The 14,804-nt window shown below is 32.9% G+C and carries 15 protein-coding genes; all 15 read left to right on the top strand.

Features of this window, described 5'->3' with window-relative positions:
• The first annotated feature begins 1 nt into the window (after position 1).
• Positions 2-1,759, top strand: coding sequence for a fibrobacter succinogenes major paralogous domain-containing protein (locus tag ATE49_RS08570; protein WP_065081831.1), 1,758 nt, complete (start codon positions 2-4; stop codon positions 1,757-1,759).
• Between the two features lie 219 nt (positions 1,760-1,978).
• Positions 1,979-2,872, top strand: a complete 894-nt coding sequence (locus ATE49_RS08575; RefSeq protein WP_065081832.1) for a DUF5106 domain-containing protein — start codon at positions 1,979-1,981, stop codon at positions 2,870-2,872.
• A gap of 174 nt (positions 2,873-3,046) precedes the next feature.
• Complete coding sequence (locus tag ATE49_RS08580; RefSeq protein ID WP_065081833.1) at positions 3,047-4,186, top strand: MraY family glycosyltransferase; 1,140 nt, start codon at positions 3,047-3,049, stop codon at positions 4,184-4,186.
• A gap of 4 nt (positions 4,187-4,190) precedes the next feature.
• Positions 4,191-5,150 (top strand): NAD-dependent epimerase/dehydratase family protein, encoded by a 960-nt coding sequence (locus ATE49_RS08585; protein WP_065081834.1) that lies wholly within the window; start codon positions 4,191-4,193, stop codon positions 5,148-5,150.
• Between the two features lie 12 nt (positions 5,151-5,162).
• Positions 5,163-6,023: an ABC transporter permease gene (locus tag ATE49_RS08590; RefSeq protein ID WP_065081835.1), complete on the top strand. Its 861-nt coding sequence runs from the start codon at positions 5,163-5,165 to the stop codon at positions 6,021-6,023.
• A gap of 20 nt (positions 6,024-6,043) precedes the next feature.
• On the top strand, positions 6,044-7,309 hold the full coding sequence (locus ATE49_RS08595; RefSeq protein WP_065081836.1) for an ABC transporter ATP-binding protein: 1,266 nt from the start codon (positions 6,044-6,046) through the stop codon (positions 7,307-7,309).
• Positions 7,310-7,311: 2 nt separating this feature from the next.
• Positions 7,312-7,731 (top strand): sugar 3,4-ketoisomerase, encoded by a 420-nt coding sequence (locus ATE49_RS08600; protein WP_034845602.1) that lies wholly within the window; start codon positions 7,312-7,314, stop codon positions 7,729-7,731.
• On the top strand, positions 7,724-8,791 hold the full coding sequence (locus ATE49_RS08605) for an ATP-grasp domain-containing protein (RefSeq protein WP_065081837.1): 1,068 nt from the start codon (positions 7,724-7,726) through the stop codon (positions 8,789-8,791). The genes ATE49_RS08600 and ATE49_RS08605 overlap by 8 nt, the downstream gene beginning before the upstream one ends.
• Positions 8,792-8,797: 6 nt before the next feature.
• Positions 8,798-9,682 carry an NAD-dependent epimerase/dehydratase family protein gene (locus tag ATE49_RS08610; RefSeq protein ID WP_065081838.1) on the top strand — a complete coding sequence of 295 codons (885 nt, stop codon included), beginning with the start codon at positions 8,798-8,800 and terminating at the stop codon, positions 9,680-9,682.
• Positions 9,655-10,299, top strand: coding sequence for an HAD family hydrolase (locus ATE49_RS08615; RefSeq protein ID WP_065081839.1), 645 nt, complete (start codon positions 9,655-9,657; stop codon positions 10,297-10,299). The genes ATE49_RS08610 and ATE49_RS08615 overlap by 28 nt, the downstream gene beginning before the upstream one ends.
• Positions 10,292-11,392, top strand: a complete 1,101-nt coding sequence (locus ATE49_RS08620) for a DegT/DnrJ/EryC1/StrS family aminotransferase (RefSeq protein ID WP_065081840.1) — start codon at positions 10,292-10,294, stop codon at positions 11,390-11,392. The genes ATE49_RS08615 and ATE49_RS08620 overlap by 8 nt, the downstream gene beginning before the upstream one ends.
• Before the next feature lies 1 nt (position 11,393).
• A complete protein-coding gene (locus tag ATE49_RS08625) occupies positions 11,394-12,305 on the top strand; it encodes a glycosyltransferase family 2 protein (RefSeq protein WP_065081841.1) in 912 nt (303 codons plus the stop codon).
• Positions 12,306-12,307: 2 nt separating this feature from the next.
• Entirely contained in the window at positions 12,308-13,258 is a 951-nt protein-coding gene (locus tag ATE49_RS08630; RefSeq protein ID WP_065081842.1) for a glycosyltransferase family 2 protein, read from the top strand.
• Between the two features lie 80 nt (positions 13,259-13,338).
• Entirely contained in the window at positions 13,339-13,845 is a 507-nt protein-coding gene (locus ATE49_RS08635; RefSeq protein ID WP_260256072.1) for a serine O-acetyltransferase, read from the top strand.
• A gap of 7 nt (positions 13,846-13,852) precedes the next feature.
• Positions 13,853-14,773, top strand: coding sequence for a glycosyltransferase family 2 protein (locus ATE49_RS08640; RefSeq protein WP_081278443.1), 921 nt, complete (start codon positions 13,853-13,855; stop codon positions 14,771-14,773).
• Positions 14,774-14,804: the final 31 nt, after the last annotated feature.

A 14,804-nucleotide genomic window follows, 5' to 3' on the forward strand; every position in this document is an offset into this window, starting at 1 on the left:
AATGAAATCTATATCTGAAAACTTTACAAAAATAATAAAAGGAATGGCACTTGGAAGTGTTGTTTTTATAAGTGTTAACTCGTGTTCTTCCAGAGATGATAAAGCTGAAGAACTTACCCCTACTGCTAAAGCTACTTTGAATTTTAATATCGTAGGTATCGAAGGGGGTGATATATCTGCAAATGCTTCTGTTGGTAAACAGGGGAGTGTTTTGGCAGGTTCTTCTGTTATTGCAAAGGAAAATATGGTTTCCCTTAAAGATTTTGATGTACTAACCAGTATGGAGAAGGTTGGTGGTATAGGCGCAGTAGCTTCATCAAATGGAGTGAATGGTGCTCTGGCAGCAACTCAGCCAATGGCTGCAGGTGTTAAATATCTTATCCAGGTTTATGTTGCAGGAACGACTACGAATCCCGTTGTTAGCCAGGTAGCTACGGCTGGGACAACGCCAAGTCCTGCAATTACTGTACCTGCAGGGCAGTCTTATGACTGGTATGTGTTTTCCACGAATGACGCTACAGCACCTGTTATTAATAATGGGGTTATAAGCAGTTCAACGATTGCTAATAAAGATGTATTATATGCTAAAAGTGCTGCTCCTGTGAGTGTTCAGAACGGGCAAAATGATTTAGCTGTTTCCTTTCACCGTAATACGGTTAGGGTAGATGTAAATGTAGATACCCGGGGGCTTTTTGGTAAAGTCGATAATTCGACAACTGTAGAGCTTGGTACTGGTACTGGTGGGTCGTTTGCAAGTGTTGTAAAATCCGGAGACCTGAATATATTTACGGGTGCTTATACTAATGTACAGGCTGTAGCTGCATTGATACCGGGTAGTAGTCTGGTAAATACTGTAGGGGCACAAGGCGATGCAGGTGCAACAAAAACAGCTTCTTTTTATACGGTGGATGCCAGTACTAATGCTATACCTGCTAGTCTTAGTGTGAGGCTCGGTACATTAGGGGTGAATATGGACGATAGTACTCTCAGAACTTTTACTGGAGCATCAGTTGTCTATAGTAATAGTGCAATAACACCAGTAATTGGAACTCAATATTCATTAAGTGCCCGAATGATAGAATCAGGGATCCAACAGGGGACAGCTACGTGGGCACGTACAAATTTGCAGTACATGAATAGTGCTGTTGATAAGTACCGTTTTCTTCCCACTAATGATATTCCAATAAATGCATTACTTAATATTCTTGATCTGGTGCAGTTGGGATTGAATGGAAATACTTTTAACAATCAGATTACAAATCTATATTGGAACTGGAATGCTACAACGCCTACGGGGGCGGCAGGAAGTGGTGATCCGTGTGCTTTAGTGTATCCGGCAGGTAAGTGGAGGACTCCTACACAGGCAGAATTTACTTCTTTAGGGTCGGATAATACTGCAGCAGGACGATATGTCGATGTAGGGAATGGGGTAATAGCCAATGCTCTTTTTGGAGGTTTATGGCCAATTCCAGGGACTGTTGATTCTGCTTTTCCGGTGCATTCTCAACGATTGTTTCTGCCGATGTATGGTTACCGTGCAGCAAGTGGTACTATTATGGATTCTCCAAGTAGTCTTCTTCCGCTTGTTACAGCTTCGGTAACCTCTAATTACTGGTCTTCAGGCTCAACAGGAAATGGGGTGAAATTTTTCAGAAGTTTGACTACATTATTGGCTGCTGTAGCGCTAGATACAGGGTATTCTACGCCTGTTGAAGGAGCGCCTGGTAAGGGAATGAGTGTCCGCTGCGTAAGAAGTTAATAATTTATTTACAATCACTTCACAATATATATATCATAAATGGGGTAATTTGGAGTTTCCAATTACTCCATTTATTGTTAATTGGAAGTGTGTTTTGAATAAATAATAAATAATTGTGGGAAAAAGGTTAAAAATTGATAATATTTTTTCTAGTCAGGGAAATAATATGTAGTTTTGCGCCAAACAAAAATATGATGAAAGAAAATATGAAAAAAAATAATGAAATTAAAACTTAGTAGTTTTTCAGTTTTTTATTGCTCCTGTGTGCTTCTTTTTTCATGTGCTAAGAAGGAAGAACAAAAAATAACACAACAGCAGGAAGCGGTAGGAAATGAGGCTGATAAAGTAGGCCGTTCGGTTACCAATTACTGGGATCATTACAATTTTACGAATATAAATGCTATTAAAGATCCTGCTCAGGCAGAACAGGATCTGGTAGATTTTATTGCCCTGTTTCCGGACGCAGACCAGAAACAGATTTCTCAGTCCATTAATGCAATGTTTGAAAAAGCTTCAGTAAATAAAGAAGTATTCACTTTCTTTAAGGATGGATATGAGAAGTATCTTTATGATCCTAACTCACCACTGCATAACGATGTGTATTATTTGCCTGTATTAGAATATCTGGTGAACACAAAACATCTTAATGATACCGAAAAAATAAGATACAGAATGTTGCTGAAACTGGTCAATAAGAATATGCCGGGATCAGTAGCAACTGATTTTGAATTTATAGATTCTTCAGGGAAAAACCAGAATCTGCACCAGATTAAAGCGCCGGAAAAATTACTTGTTTTTTATGATCCGGAATGTTCGCATTGTGCAGAAGCTATTAAGCAAATGAGTCAGGATGTGAGGATTAATACACTTATTAATCAGGCAAAGCTGAAAGTTGTTGCGGTGAGCCCCGTTGAAGATATTAATAAATGGAAGGCTTATCAGGTTAACATACCTGAGAAGTGGATTAATGGTTTTGATAAAAAAGGCGATTTGAAGCAAAAAGAGCTTTACGATATCAAAGCTTTTCCTACTATTTATCTACTTGATGAAAATAATGAAGTTGTTCTAAAGGATACTAGTCTGGAACAGGTTTTGAGTTTGTTGAAGATCTGAAAATGATTTTATAATAAACGATTATTTTTTTTAATTATTCATTTTAATTTTATAAATTTCTGTTGCTTCTTCAGTTAAGTAACTTTACTAACATTTTAATGCTCTGAAAATGCAGAAGATTGGTATACAGGGTGATTATTCAGCACTTTTTTGTTAGTAGTTTATCTTTAAGATATGAAATTATTAATTGTCTTTATTCCTTTTTTAATTGCTGTGTTCTTAAGCAGAGCAATGATTCCGTATATTCTTCTGATTTCATATAAGAAGAGACTATTTGATCCTATCGATTCAAGAAAATTGCATAAGCGTATAGTACCAAGGCTGGGAGGTGTTGCTTTTGCACCAATACAGTGCTGTTTACTGGTTATTACTATGGTAGCGGTTTTTAAACTCAACATAGTTAATCTGCAAGTTCAGTCGTGGGCAATTATTCCCAGTTTAATGTTGTTGGTTTGCGGGTTGGTTATTTTATTTATTGTGGGCATAGGAGATGATTTGATAGGTGTGAACTATAAAGCGAAATTTATAGCACAAATATTTGTTGCGTGCCTTTTTCCGTTGAGTGGTTTGTGGATAAATGATTTATACGGAGTTGGACTTATAGTTTCATTGTCGCCATGGATAGGAATGCCTTTAACTGTTTTTGTTGTCGTTCTTATCGTTAATGCTATAAATTTAATGGATGGCTTAGATGGATTATGCTCGGGAGTAGTAGGCTTGGGCTGTGTTGTCTTGGGCGGATTATTTATGTATTATGACGCTTGGTTGCATGCTTTATTTGCTTTTATTACAGCGGGTGTATTGATTCCGTTCTTTTATTATAATGTTTTTGGAACAATTCGCCGCCGCCGTCAGATATTTATGGGGGATACCGGAAGTATGACATTAGGATATTCAATTGCTTTTTTAGCTATTAGCTTCGCAATGAATAATCATTATATTAAACCTTTTTCAGAGGGGGCTATTGTAGTAGCTTTTTCTACATTAATTGTACCTATTTTGGATGTGGCGCGGGTAATGTATGTACGTTGGAGATCAGGGAAATCTATGTTTTCTGCTGACCGTAATCATTTACATCATAAATTTTTGCGTTCCGGAATGTCTCATAGAACAGCAATGCTGGCTATTTTAGGATTAGCATTATTTTTTTGTATTTTTAATATAGTAATGGTGGAAATTATCAGTAATAATGTTGTTGTCGTTTGTGATATATTATTATGGGTAATATTTCACTATATATTTGATAAAGTATTCGAAAGGAAAATGAAAGAATACAAAAAGAAAGTTGAGGTAATTAATTTGACTGAAAATTAAGATTATGAAAATTGCTGTTATAGGAGGATCGGGTTTTGTAGGGACACGTTTGATAGATATATTGATATCAGCTGGTCAATATAATTTACTAAATATAGATAAAAATGTAAGCGAAAAATTTCCTGACATTAGTGTAATTGGTAATGTTATGGATAAGGATACATTAATTTCTCAGTTGCAGGGAACTGATGTCGTTGTATTGCTTGCTGCAGAGCATAGAGATGATGTGGCACCAGTTTCTTTGTATTATGATGTTAATGTTGAAGGAATGCGCAATACATTAGAGGCAATGGAAGCAAATAATGTAAAACGCATAATTTTTACCAGTTCAGTGGCAATATATGGGCTGGATAAAAATAATCCGGATGAATCTTTTCCGGCTGATCCATTTAATCATTATGGTAAAAGTAAATGGGATGCTGAGCAGCTTTTACAAGAATGGTATAAAAAACATGAGGATTGGAATATTAATATAATCCGTCCAACAGTAATATTTGGAGAAGGAAACAGAGGAAATGTTTATAACTTACTTAATCAGATAGCTAATGGTAAGTTTATGATGATAGGAAAAGGTAATAACCAGAAGTCTATGTCATATATAAGGAATGTTATAGCATTTATAAAATTCTTAATAGAAGAAAAGAGAACTGGTTATAATATTTATAACTATGTTGATAAGCCAGATTTTACAACCAACGATTTGGTTCATCATACAAGTGAGATTTTAAATAAAAATATTCCTACAACTCATATTCCATATTGGATAGGTATGCTGGGGGGATATGGTTTTGATATACTGGCATGGCTTTCCCGTAAGAAATTAAATATAAGTTCAGTTAGGGTAAAGAAGTTTTGCGCTGTTACACAATATGATTCTACTAAGGCAATGGCTTCAGGTTTTGAACCTCCTTATACAATGGAAGAGGGATTGAAAAACATGTTGAATCAAGAGTTTGGAAAGTAGTATTATTTAATAATGAATAATTTGGAAAATAATAAAGAAAATAAATGGACTGAAATTATAGAGCCACAGTCCAGCCTTCTTAACCTTAATCTGAAAGAAGTTTGGCGCTATAGAGATTTATTACTGCTCTTAGTTAAAAGAGATTTTGTAACCTATTTTAAGCAAACCATATTGGGACCGATTTGGTTTTTTGTAAATCCGATTCTTACCACATTAATTTATACATTGGTTTTTGGAAATATCGCAGGAATTTCAACAAATGGAACTCCTAAAATAGCTTTCTATTTGTCTGGGGTGGTAATGTGGAATTATTTCTCGACCAGTTTGACTCAGACTTCAACTGTGTTTACAGTGAATGCTCCTATTTTTGGTAAAGTTTATTTTCCCAGACTTATTATGCCTTTATCCATTGTTGTGTCCAATTTAATGCAATTCGGTATTCAATTTTTACTTTTCCTGATTATTGTAGTTTATTATACATTTCAAGGCCAGTTACACCCCAATATTTTTGTATTACTTACTCCGGTTTTAATTATATTAATGGCTGCTTTTGCATTGGGAGTGGGTATGATTTTTTCCAGTATGACAACCAAGTATAAAGATATGGCAATGTTACTGACTTTTGGGGTTCAGTTATTTATGTATGCAACGCCAATTGTGTATCCATTATCAACAATTAATGATAAATATAAATATTTGATAGAATTAAATCCCCTAACGGCAATTATTGAAAATTTCCGATATGCGTTTTTAGGATCTGGCAGTTTAAATATTGAAGCATTGGGTTATTCTTGTATAATGATAGGAATATTATTGGCAATAGGGACAATTATTTTTAACCGTATCCAAAAAGGATTTATGGATACAATTTAATATATGATCGGATAGGATAAATGAAAGATATAGCATTAGAAATAGAAAGTTTATCTAAACAATATAGATTAGGACAGGTTGGTACAGGTACACTAAGTCATGATCTGAATAGATGGTGGCATAAGATTAGGGGCAAAGAAGATCCTTATCTGAAAATTGGTGAAGCTAATGATCGTACTAAATCGGGAAATTCAGATTATGTATGGGCTCTTCAGGATGTTAATTTTAAAATTGGACAAGGGGATGCCGTGGGGATTATTGGACGTAATGGAGCTGGTAAATCGACATTACTGAAATTACTCTCAAAAGTAACTAAACCTACAACTGGCAGCATAAAAGTAAAAGGCAGAATAGCCTCTTTGCTAGAAGTGGGAACAGGTTTTCATCCTGAAATGACAGGTAGAGAAAATATTTTTCTTAATGGTGCAATTCTCGGGATGACCAGGAGAGAAATAAAATCTAAGTTTGATGAAATTGTTGATTTTGCCGGTGTAGAACGCTATATTGATACACCAGTGAAGCGATATTCCTCAGGAATGTATGTGAGATTAGCGTTTGCTGTAGCAGCTCATTTGGAATCTGAAATATTAATTGTAGATGAAGTATTAGCAGTAGGAGATGCTGATTTTCAAAAAAAATGTTTGGGAAAAATGGGAGATGTTAGTAAGGGAGAAGGAAGAACTGTTCTTTTTGTAAGTCATAATATGGCATCTGTAAGAGAGTTATGTAATTATGGTATCTTATTGAGAAATGGTACTCTGGATTTTCAAGGAATGGTTAATGAGACTATTCTGGAATATCAGAAAGATAGTGCTAAAATATCAACATATTTACATGAAGGTCCTGTGGATGAGGCTTATGGAAACCATAAAATAAAAATTATAGAATTCTCATCAACTCCATTAGGTAGAGATACATTGGATATTGAGACCCCGATACGGGTGAAATTGAGATTTTTTAATTATACACCAGATATTAATTTGGATGTTACTTTTGAATTACGTACAACAGAAGAATTAATTATTTTTCATACAGGTGCGTTTGTAACTACAAATAAAAATTCAGAGGTTGGGGAATATACTGTAGAATTTGATATCCCGGGAAATCTTTTGAATGCTGGGAATTATTACTTTAAACTACTTTTTGGAAGAGATCAAACTGAATTATTATTAGGAGTTGATAATTTGATCGGATTTGAGGTAGAGAATGTAAAGCTAGGGGTTAAAACACATATTTACCCAGGAATATTGCGTCCTCTTTTTGATTATAATATAAATGTAAAGTAAATATGGATAAAACTACGTTTTCATTTCCTCAGATAATTACTTTTGATAAAATTGGTTCTTCAGAATTAGGATATATAACTATTGCTGAGGCTCAAAAAAATATACCATTTGATATTAAACGTGTATACTGGACCTATTATACTCCTCAAGATGTTGTACGGGGAGGGCATGCACACAAGAATCTTCAGCAGGTTATTTTTGCAGTGTCTGGTATTATTACATTTAATACTGAAGATAAGCAGGGAAATAAAGAAAAATTTGTATTAGACCATCCAACAAAAGGTTTATATATTCCTAATTTGATATGGCGTGATATTCATTTTACACATAATGCTGTTTTATTATGCTTAGCATCTGAGCATTATACTGAAGAAGATTATTTTAGAGATTATAAAGAATTTAAAGTTTTTGGAAATGACTAAAATTTTAATTGCAGGAGCTGGAGGAGCTCCTTCTGAAGGGGTGATAAATTCTTTGTTATTGTCGCCGGAGAATGAAACGGTTTTAGGGATGGGCAGTGAAGTATCAGACTTGGTATTATCAAATGCACATGAAAAATATTTTATTCCATATGCAGATTCTGTAGAGTATAAAGATAAACTGATGAGTTTATTGGAATATTCGAAGCCTGATTTAATTCATTTTCAAAATGATTTAGAAATTTTTCATGCTTCATTATTAAGAGATGATATCCACGCTATGGGTGTGAAAACTTTTATGCCTACTCATGAGGTAATAGATACCTGTGTACATAAATATAAGTCATATCAGAAATTTGTTGAAGCAGACATAAAAGTGCCTTCAAATATGTTAATTAATGATGAAGAAGATTTAAAAAGAGCTTTTTCAGATTTAACAATAAAATCGGATAAGGTATGGCTTAGAGCAGCCTCGATAGGAGGAGGAGGAAAAGGTGCCTTGCCTACAAACGATTTTTTATTTGCCAAGAAGTGGATTGATAATTATAATGGCTGGGGTGATTTCGTAGCAGCATCTTTATTGACACCAGATACGGTAACATGGCTCTCAATATGGTATGAAGGAGAGCTTGTTGTTGCTCAAACAAGAATCCGAAAGGGATGGACTCATGGAAACAGAACCTTATCTGGGGTAACGGGCGTTACTAAAGTAGGTCAAACTTACTCTTCAGAATTAGTAGATAAGATTGCTATTGATAGTATTAAAGCGGTAGATAAGAAACCTCATGGTATATATGGTGTAGATATGGCATATGATCTTGAAGGAATTCCAAATCCTACAGAAATTAATATTTCAAGATTTTTTACTACGGTCCTATTCTTTACAATGGCAGGTTTAAATATGCCATGTATTTTCAAAGACCTGGCACTGTATAGTAAATTTCCGGAGCTAGACAAAAAGATTAATCCTTTAGAAGATGGACTGTTGTGGTTAAGAGGAATGGATACTGTACCCAGACTCTTCACCAAAGAAAATATCGAAAAGGAAATTAAAAACATATAAGCTAAAATGATATTAATAACGGGTGCTAATGGGTTTATTGGACGACAATTCATTGCAGAATTGTTGAAAGTATATCAGGCAAATGATATTATATTATTTAGCTCATCTAAACATGAGTTTTTAGAAACAATTGTATATAATAATGGTCGGTATTCAGAGTGTTTAGAGAATGAAAGTTTTAAACAGGTAGAAGTTATTATTCATATGGGAGCCTTTACTCCGAAAAATAGTCGGATGGCAAACGATATGAAAAATACACAGCTAAATATTGATAATGTATATGATTTAATTAGTCTCCCTTTTCCAAACCTTAAAAAAATAGTTTTTTTAAGCACTTTGGATGTCTATCAAATTACGGGAACCGTTGATGAAGATACACCTCAAAAGCCAATGTCTTTATATGGATGGTCAAAGCTTTATGGTGAGCAAATAATTAAATTTTTTGCTCAAAATAGAAATATTGATTACCAAATTTTTCGGATTGGACATGTATATGGTCCTGGAGAGGAATTGTACGAGAAAATTATTCCGATCACGATGAACCGCATTTTGAATAAACAAAATGTAGTTATTTATGGAACAGGAAAAGAGTTGAGAAATTTTGTTTTTGTTGAAGATGTAGTTAAGATAATTTCTCAGTCAATAACAGAAACGTCGACTGAGAAAGTAATTAATGTAGTTGGGGAAAAATCTATATCAATTATTGATTTGATTAATAAAATTGTTAGTGTTTCTGAAGAAAAAATTGATATAGAATATTTTGATACAGATTTTAAAGGCCTAGATTATGTGTTTGATAATACTCGGCTTATTAAAAATTTTAAAATAAATTATACTTCACTTGATAAAGGATTAACAGCTGAATGGGAACATTTGAAAAAGATAAATTAAATATTTTTTTAGATTTAGACGGTACCTTGATTGATTCCAGGTATAGGATGTATAAACTCTTTTCGGATTTAGTTTTGAAGTGTAATTTGACATTTGAAGAATATTGGAACAAGAAATTTGATGGGAAAGCTCATAAAAATATTCTCAATGAAGATTTCCATTACACAGATTCAGAGTTTCAGGTTTTTGAAACAAACTGGATGAACAGTATTGAAAAGAATAAGTACTTAGAACTGGATACTGTAATTAATGGAGTTCCAGACTGGCTGGAAAGAATATCTGAAAAAGCAAATTTATATATAGTAACAGCCAGACAAAATTCAGTATATACTGAACTGCAATTAGAAAGACTGGGGTTATTAAAATTTTTTACTAAAGTTTTTGTAACAGAGCAATTAAAGACTAAAACTCAGCTGATATTAGAAAGTGGAATTCCATTAAAAGCTGTAGACTTATTTGTTGGAGATACAGGACATGATATTAAAACAGGAAAAGAATTAGAGATTTATACCGTAGCAGTTTTAACGGGATTTATGAATAAAGAATCTCTTAGTAAATATAACCCCGATCTATTATTAAATAGTATTGTTGATTTAAATATAAAAAAGTATGATTAAATTTTTGGATCTACAAAAGATAAATCTATTATATCAAAAGGAAATAGAGCAGAGACTTATTGATGTTTTCCGCTCAGGATGGTACCTGATGGGTAAAGAAGTTGAGAACTTTGAAAATAACCTGGCTAAGTATGTTGGTGCTCAGTATGCTATTGGAGTAGCTAATGGTTTAGATGCATTGCGTCTGATTTTCAGAGCCTATATTGAAATGGGAATAATGAAAGCAGGAGACGAGGTTTTGGTCCCTGCCAATACTTATATAGCTTCTATTTTAGCTTTGTCTGATAATGGATTAGTTCCGGTATTCGTAGAACCAGATTTAAATACATATAATATTGATTTATCAAAAATTGAAGAAAAGATAACTGATAAGACAAAGGCTATATTAATTGTTCATTTGTATGGTAGAGTGGTCTTTTCAGAAGGACTATATGCGTTGTCAGAGAAATATAATTTAAAAATTGTTGAAGACAATGCACAGGCAATAGGAGCTTTATGGAAAGATAAAAAGACAGGTAACTTAGGTGATGCAGCTGGTTTTAGTTTTTACCCGGGGAAAAATCTTGGCGCTTTAGGAGATGGAGGAGCGATAACAACCAATAATGAAGAATTAGCAGCTACGATAAGAGCATTGGCTAATTATGGCTCTAATCAGAAATATATTAATATATACAAAGGATTAAATTCAAGATTAGATGAAATACAGGCAGCTATATTAGATGTGAAATTGCCACATATTGATGTAGAAAATGCGTCCAGAAGAAAAGTAGCTTTACAGTATAATGCTAAAATTAAAAATCCAAAATTAACTCTACCGGAAATTCCGGAAAATAATACAGAACACGTATGGCATCTATACGTTATTCGATGTGTAGACCGTAATGAATTGCAGTCTTATTTAACAGAAAACGGAGTACAAACCATAATTCATTATCCGATTCCTCCTCACCAGCAAAAGGCATATAAAGAAATGAATCATTTATCTTTTCCTATTTCTGAACAAATACATGAAGAAGTTTTAAGCTTGCCAATAAGCTCAATATTAACAGAGCAAGAAGTTGAGAGAGTCATAGAATTGCTAAATAAATTTTAGTATGGATAACAACCCTTTGATAAGTATTATTGTTGTCAGCTTCAATCATGAAAAATACTTAGAGGAAAATCTAAATAGTATAAAAGCCCAAACTTATACTAATATAGAACTGATTGTTGCAGACGATGCATCATCGGATAATAGTGTAACTGTTATTAACCGTTGGCTAACTGAAAATAATTATACTGCAAAGTTAAATTTTCATTCTCAGAATACGGGGGTATCTACAGTATTAAATGAGTGTATAAGTCTGGCTGAGGGTAAATATATTAAGATTATCGCAGCAGATGATTTTTTGCATGATGAAGCTATAGAGAAGAGCATTGCTAAACTTGAAGAACTAGGAGATCAGTATGGAATGGTCTATACAGATACATACTCGATTAATGAAAATTCTGATATTGTTGAAGATATTGCAGATTATAACTCTTTATATTTCCAAGAGTCAGAGACATTTTATAATTGGTTAGTTATAAGCAACAGAATAGCAGCATTAACAGTTGTAATTCGCAAATCAGTACTTGTGAAAACGGGCGCATATGATGAACGATTTATTGTGGATGATTATTACAGATGGCTTAAGGTTAGCCAGTTATATAAAATAGCGTATATACCTGAAAAGTTATCATATTATCGTTTACATAGTTCTAATATTTCAAAATTAAAAGCTGAGAGAATAAAACGAGAAGATATAGTTTTGAAAATAATGTTTGATAAAAATGGAGTGGCAAAAGATATTATTCGTTATTATATCATCATGGAATTAATAAAGAATAATAAATTAAATGAAGAAGTTTTAGAAGAGTATAAAAAGTATCCTTTTAAAAATAAGATACTGGAATCTCGTTATATCTCTTATTTGCCCCCTTTAGGGCTTAAAGTTTTAAATAAATTATTAAAATTCAGTGACTAAATATGGGAATAATGAGTAATCCCTTGATATCTGTAATAGTACCTGTTTATAAGGTTGAGGAATTTATTCATGAGTGTATAGATTCTATAATTGCTCAGTCATTTAATAATTTAGAAATTATTTTAGTTAATGATGGATCTCTTGATCGTAGTGGAGAAATCTGCGATGAGTATGCCCAAAAAGATAAACGTATTAAGGTTATTCATAAAGCTAACGGAGGTTTGTCAGATGCTAGAAATATGGGACTTTCAGTAGCTACAGGTGAATTTATATCTTTTGTTGATAGTGATGATATTATTGATCCTGATTTTATACAAATTCTATACGCAAATATAGGAGACGCAGATCTTTCTTTCTGCCTGTTTAAAGAATTTTCTGATAATGAAATTATTACTTATAATCCGGTTGAGATAAAGAGTCTGGATATTATTTCATCTCAAAGAATGTTGTCGGAATTACTTCAGTATCACTATCCGGCATCTGTTATTGCTTGTAGTAAATTATATAAAAGCAGTTTATGGAATAACGTAAGGTTTCCAAAAGCAAAAGTTCACGAAGATGAATTTGTAATCCATGAGATTTTGGATCAATGTGATTTTATATCTTTTGTAGAAGCAGAGTTATATTATTACAGAAAAAGGGAAGAAAGCATCATGTCTTCGGCTAGTAAGGAAAAGGCCATGCTTAATAAATTAGAAGCTTTTTCTTTGAGAAGAAAATATTTTTTAGAAAAAAAAATGACTAAAGCTGTTTATGAAATAAACGGGGAAATTCTTTACCGCTGCCTTATGCAGGCTGTTAAGAATGATAATCCCTATTGGAAGGAAATGGGTATAAGAACTATTTTAATTAAAAACTCATTGCCAATTCATGCAAAATTGCTTTTGCTTATGAAAAAAATAAATTATAATTTCTATACAATGCTTCAAAAGAGAAGAAATGATTTTGGTTAAAATAGAATTTATAAAGCTTAAACTTAATCGCTGTTAATATTTTAAAAATGAATATAAAAAGTTATATCAAATTAGATCGTATGGATTACTATCCAAAGTTCTCAAAAGGATTTTTGGTAGATTTTTTATTGAAAACAGAGCAATATTGGCTGCGAAAATTTGTGAAAACTTTGAGAAAGGAAGAATATTATACCTTTCATAATCCTAATAAAATATTAAAATATTATTATCAAAGGAGAAAAAATATTTTAGGCCGCCAACTTGGTTTTTTTATTCCCGCAGGCTGTTTTGGACCAGGATTAAAAATATACCACTATGGGTCTATTATAGTTAATCCTAAATCTAAGATTGGGAAAAATTGTACGATACATGGAAATTGTTGTATAGGTAGCAAAGGAATATTGCCGGATGATTCGCCAATTATTGGTGATAATGTGGATATTGGACAAGGAGCACAGATTCTGGGAGGAATAACAATAGCTGACGGTGTTAGGATAGGAGCAGGATCTATTGTGACAAAATCTGTGTTTGAGGAAAATGTAACTATTGTAGGTATTCCTGCTAAAATTATATCAAAAAATAAATAGCCCAGTAATGATGGTATCTTTTATATTGCCGGCCTATAAAGCTAGGTTTCTAAGCCAGGCCATAGATAGTATATTGAAACAGAGTTATTCTGATTTTGAATTAGTTATTGTTGATGATGCTTCTCCTGAAAATATATTGGAAGTGGTTTCAAGTTTTGATGATTCAAGAATTAGTTATTATCGCAATGAAAAAAACTTGGGCGGAGACAGCCTTGTTAAACAATGGAATCATTCTATAAAATATGCCAAAGGTGAATATTTAATCCTAGCGGCAGATGATGACCTGTATCATCCGGACTTTTTGAAAAATTGTGTTGCGCTTGCAAATAAATATCCACAGGTAGATCTTATAAGATCAGGAGCAGAACAGATAGATGAAAACAATGTTTTAATTGGTATAGATGGAATATTACCTGAATATTGCAGTAAATATCAATATGTTTATTATTGGTTAAACTCAACGGCATTTACTTGTATTGGAAATTACATGTTTAAAGCAAGTGTATTGGAGAAAAAACAATTTATTGATTTTCCGTTTGCATTTGGATCTGATACAGCTTCTACTATTGATATGGCAGAAAATGGAATAGCCAACACGGCAGATATGTTGTTTAAATTTCGGATATCTTCTATTCATTTGTCTAGTAATAAAGGAAGGCTTAAGGAAAAGCTGGAAGCTATAACCTTATTGTTTACATGGTTGAAAAATTTAAATTATAATGTTCCATCCAATGCAATAGATAAGTTTTGTTATGATAGAATTCAGTGGGATTCGTTATATCCAAAATGTAAATACGATTATTATAACTTAGTTATTAAATATTTGCCTTTTTCGGAGCTGTCTGCTATAAAAAAATGTGAACTTATAAGTAAAAAAGATAGGTTTATAATGATTTTCAGATATATAAAAGATAAAGTCATGCGCTAATTCGCCATTATAAGATATTATATATAATTTT

Origin of the sequence: Elizabethkingia miricola (assembly GCF_001675285.1) — a bacterium.
Lineage (GTDB): Bacteria > Bacteroidota > Bacteroidia > Flavobacteriales > Weeksellaceae > Elizabethkingia > Elizabethkingia miricola.